The following is a 3935-nucleotide window of genomic DNA, read 5'->3' as shown; positions in this document are numbered from 1 at the left end:
TCGCGGCGCGGCGGCAGGTCGCCGCCCTTGGCGTCCTGGCCGGGAAAGCAAAAGCCCATCGGCACGATGGCGAACTTTTCCGTGTCGTAGAATTCCTGCGCGCTGACGCCGAGCCAGTTTCTCAGCCGGTCCCCCGAGGCGTCGGTGAACGGCATGCCCGACAGATGCACCTTGGTGCCCGGCGCCTGGCCGGCAAGCAGGATCCGCGCCGTCGAGGACGGCTGCAGCACCGGCCGCGGCTCATGCGGCAAAGGCCTGCCACGGGGCTCATCGATGCAAATACGACAGGCCCGCACCCTTTCGGTAAGGCGCTCCAGCGCTTGGCTCATATCGGGCGGATTATCCAATTTCGGTCGCTCAGGCCGTCGCGCTCGGCCGGCTTGTAAGCGCCGCGTACCAGCGCAGCACGTTCGTGCATTCCTCCGGCACCTTGATGCGGGCCGGCTTCATGAAATCGATGGCGATCATGCCGGTGATGTCGGCGACCGAGTAGGCATCGCCGGCGGCGAATTCGCGCTCCGCCAGTTCATGGTCGAGCAGGTGCAGGAATTCGATCGCTTTCGGCTTGTTGGCCTCGCCCCATTCCGGAATTTGCGGCACTTCCCATTCCTTCATCGCCGGATGGATATGCCGGAACGCCGCGGCGACGCTGGCCATCAGGTTCAGTTCCATGCGCCTTTGCCACATCTCGACTTTTGCCTTGCCGAGCGCGCCCGTGCCGAACAGCGCGGGCTCGGGATGGAGCTCCTCGAAATAGCGGCAAATGGCGATCGATTCGGTGATGATGGTGCCGTCGTCGAGCTCCAGCACCGGCAGGCGCCGCAGCGGATTGCGCCCAGCCACCTCTTCGCCGCGATGTTCCAGCGCGCCCATGTCGACGGACACCAGCGGCACCGTCAGCCCTTTCTCGGAAAGGAAGACACGCACGCGTCGGGGATTGGGCGCTCGGCCGCCATCGAACAGCTTCATTCGAACCTCCAGCTTCTCCACCGGATCATAGGGCGCGGGTCCGCCCATCACCAGAAGCGAACAAATTCGCGCAACGCATCGCCGAACGAGGCCAGCATGCCATGCTTTCTCTCGACCGGCGCGTCATGATGGCTGTCGCGCCATTGCTGCGGCTCCTCGAAAGTGCCTGCCCAGATGCCAACCTTGGCCGCTCTCGCCACCGCTTCCTCGGTTTCGAAGCCGCCGAACGCAACCTCCCATCCGGCCTGCACCTGGGATCGGTTTAGGTCGGTGTCGCCCGCCCTGCAATCGCCGAGCAGCCGGCCGTAGCGGTCGCGCTGCCAGCCGCTGCAGGAAACCGGCCTGCCGGCGATCAGTCGCACCAGCGACTGCCGCGCCAGCTTGCCGCAGGGATAGTCGGCGCCGGCCTTCTGGCAGATCTGCTGATATTCCGGAGCGTCGATGCCGCGCATGCGGATGCGTTCGCTCCCGAGCGTGATCGAATCGCCGTCATTGACGATTGCCGTACCTTGCTCCTTGCGTGTCTCGAAGCGGTCGAGCCGCGCCGCCACCAGGATGAGCAACCCGAGCAAGAGGATGGCCAGCCCGTAGTCCAGCAGCTTGCGCCAGAGGCTTCGCGGCGAATGTGCCGCGTAGCGTCGGCGCGGTCCTCGCGGCCCGAAACGGCTCATATGGCAAACAGTCTCTTAATCATTCGAACGTAGCTTAACGAACCGACAGTCGCTGCGCGCAGAAATTGAAGTCTGTATGCCTTTGCAACGCTCGAACACAGCGGATAAATTTATTGTGGACCGCCGTAAACCGCACCGCAACAGCGATGTGGCGCGCGCGGTGCGCAAGACGCGCGACCGCCTTTCGCAGCAGGCGGGCAGCCTCGACTTCGACCGTGAACTGCTGAAGCTGCATGCGCGCACCATGGTGGTCAGCGCGATCGCGATTCCCCTGCTCGTGCTCGCGGTGGCGGTGACAGGCCGGCTGGCGGGCATGGACGGCCCAATCACCATCTGGGCCTTGTCGACGCTGCTTTGCTACACGATCGTCGCTTTCATGGCGCGTCGCGTGGAGCGGACCGAAGCGGCCGAGCTCGACCCGGTGCAGACGCGCCGCGACTTCCTGATCGGCCATTTCCTGTGCGGCCTTGGCTGGGCGTGGTTCGCCTGGATCGGTTGCGACACATGCCAGATCGACCAGTTCCATGTGGCCAAGGCCATGGTGATCCTGGTCGCGATGGCGATGACGGCTGTCTTGGCCTCCTCGCTTGGTGGCGCCCTGTTCGCGACTTTCGCCATTCCCGTTGCCGTTTATGTCTACACCGTCATGCGTCTGTGGACACCGATCGAAGCCACGATGGCGGCGTTGCTCATCGCCGCACTTCCGTTCTTCGGTTACGTCGCGCGCCACCTCAACCAGGCGTCGTTGATGGTGCTCTCCTTTCGTTCGGAAAAGGACGCGCTGATCGCCGAAGTCGAGACGGCGAAATCGATGTCGGACGAGGCAAGGCGGCGCGCCGAGGACGCCAACCTCGCGAAATCGCGTTTCCTCGCCTCCATGAGCCATGAGCTCAGGACGCCGCTCAACGCCATCCTCGGCTTCTCCGAAGTGATGGCCAATGAAGTGCTGGGTCCGATGAACAATCCGACCTATCGCGATTATGCCCATGACGTGCACGAGTCCGGACAGCACCTGCTCGACCTGATCAACGAGATCCTCGACCTGTCGCGCATCGAGGCCGGCCGCTACCAGCTCAACGAGGAGCCGGTCGTGCTGGTGACCATCGTCGAGGACTGCTGCCACATGATGGAGCTGCGCGCCCGCAACAAGGACATCCGCATCATCCAGGAGTTCGAGGAGACCTTGCCGCGCCTCTTCGCTGACGAGCGCGCCGTCCGGCAGATTACCCTCAACCTTCTGTCCAATTCGATCAAGTTCACCCCATCCGGCGGCGAAGTGCGCGTGCGCGTCGGCTGGACCGCCGGCGGCGGCCAGTACATTTCAGTCAAGGACAACGGCCCGGGCATACCGGAGGAGGAAATCCCGGTGGTGCTTTCCGCTTTCGGCCAAGGCTCGATCGCCATCAAGAGCGCCGAACAGGGAACCGGCCTCGGCCTGCCGATCGTGCAGGGGCTGCTCGCCATGCATGGCGGCACGTTCGAGCTTCATTCCAAGCTGCGCGAAGGCACCGAGGCGATCGCCATCTTCCCGTTGAGCCGGGTGATGGAGGAATTGCCGGCCTTGCCGACCAAGGCCGTCGCGGCGACACGTGGACGCCGGTAGAGCAATTCCAGGAAAAGTGTGAGCGGTTTTCCGTCCGGAATTGCGTAAAAAACAAAGAGATAGTGCGGCTTTTGGAACCTTTAACGGCGGACAGCCACCGCCATGCCCGAACTCGTCAACGCCGCGGCCTTGACGACACCGGCGGCCAGAGCGGCCCCTACCCCTTCGCCATGGCCGATGCCGAAATCGAGCAGCGGCCGCAATCCGAGTTGTTCGGCCACCTTGGCATGGCCGGGCTCGGGCGACAGGCTGGCGAGCAGGCAGTGATCGAGCGTGCCGGGGTTGGCCGCATGCAGGGCAGCGGCCGCCGCCGTCGCCACGAATCCGTCGAGCAGCACGGGAATCTTTTCCATGCGTGCCGCGAGAATGGCGCCGCAGATCGCCGCGAACTCGCGTCCGCCGACCCGGCGCAAGGCCTCGAGGGGATCGCTCAGACCCGGGCCATGGAATGCCAGCGCCCGATCGACGACCTCGGCCTTGCGCGCGATCATCATTGCATCGGCGCCCGCCCCGGGGCCGACCCAGTCGGCCCCCTCGCCGCCGAACAGCGCGGCGCAAAGCGCGGCGGCGATCGTCGAATTGCCGACCCCGAGATCGCCCAGGCACAGAAGATCGGCGCCGCCCGCGACCGCCTCCATGCCGAAGGCCATGGTCGCGGCGCAGCCGCGTTCATCGAGCGCATCCTCCTCGGT

Annotated in this window: 5 protein-coding genes; 1 reads left to right on the top strand and 4 read right to left on the bottom strand. The window is 64.9% G+C overall.

What is annotated here, in order from left to right:
* The 3 genes from EOD07_RS25710 to EOD07_RS25700 form a co-directional block, all read right to left on the bottom strand.
* Positions 1 to 329, bottom strand: a 329-nt coding sequence (locus tag EOD07_RS25710; protein ID WP_206519552.1) for a uracil-DNA glycosylase family protein, incomplete at its 3' end; no start/stop codon positions are given.
* Between the two features lie 28 nt (positions 330 to 357).
* The gene (locus EOD07_RS25705; protein ID WP_127237415.1) at positions 358 to 969 is read right to left on the bottom strand and encodes a glutathione S-transferase; all 612 of its coding nucleotides are present in this window, start codon (positions 967 to 969) and stop codon (positions 358 to 360) included.
* A 47-nt stretch (positions 970 to 1016) separates the two neighbouring features.
* Positions 1017 to 1640: a thermonuclease family protein gene (locus EOD07_RS25700; RefSeq protein WP_127237414.1), complete on the bottom strand. Its 624-nt coding sequence runs from the start codon at positions 1638 to 1640 to the stop codon at positions 1017 to 1019.
* 76 nt (positions 1641 to 1716) lie between these two features.
* Between EOD07_RS25700 and EOD07_RS25695 the strand changes: the two genes are divergently transcribed.
* Positions 1717 to 3243 (top strand): HAMP domain-containing sensor histidine kinase, encoded by a 1527-nt coding sequence (locus tag EOD07_RS25695; protein ID WP_127237413.1) that lies wholly within the window; start codon positions 1717 to 1719, stop codon positions 3241 to 3243.
* An 80-nt stretch (positions 3244 to 3323) separates the two neighbouring features.
* Here EOD07_RS25695 and EOD07_RS25690 read toward each other — a convergent pair.
* A partial coding sequence (locus EOD07_RS25690) for a nicotinate-nucleotide--dimethylbenzimidazole phosphoribosyltransferase (RefSeq protein ID WP_206519551.1) occupies positions 3324 to 3935 on the bottom strand: 612 nt, incomplete at its 5' end.

It is taken from the genome of Mesorhizobium sp. M2C.T.Ca.TU.002.02.1.1 (assembly GCF_003997225.1).
Note: the sequence above shows the minus strand (reverse complement) of the source record. Positions and strands in the feature narration are given on the sequence as shown.

Bases quoted from the DNA above. Each gene is read 5' to 3' on its own strand.
- EOD07_RS25695 (WP_127237413.1), top strand. From the start codon at position 1,717: ATGCCTTTGCAACGCTCGAACACAGCGGATAAATTTATTGTGGACCGC.
- EOD07_RS25700 (WP_127237414.1), bottom strand. From the start codon at position 1,640: ATGAGCCGTTTCGGGCCGCGAGGACCGCGCCGACGCTACGCGGCACAT.
- EOD07_RS25705 (WP_127237415.1), bottom strand. From the start codon at position 969: ATGAAGCTGTTCGATGGCGGCCGAGCGCCCAATCCCCGACGCGTGCGT.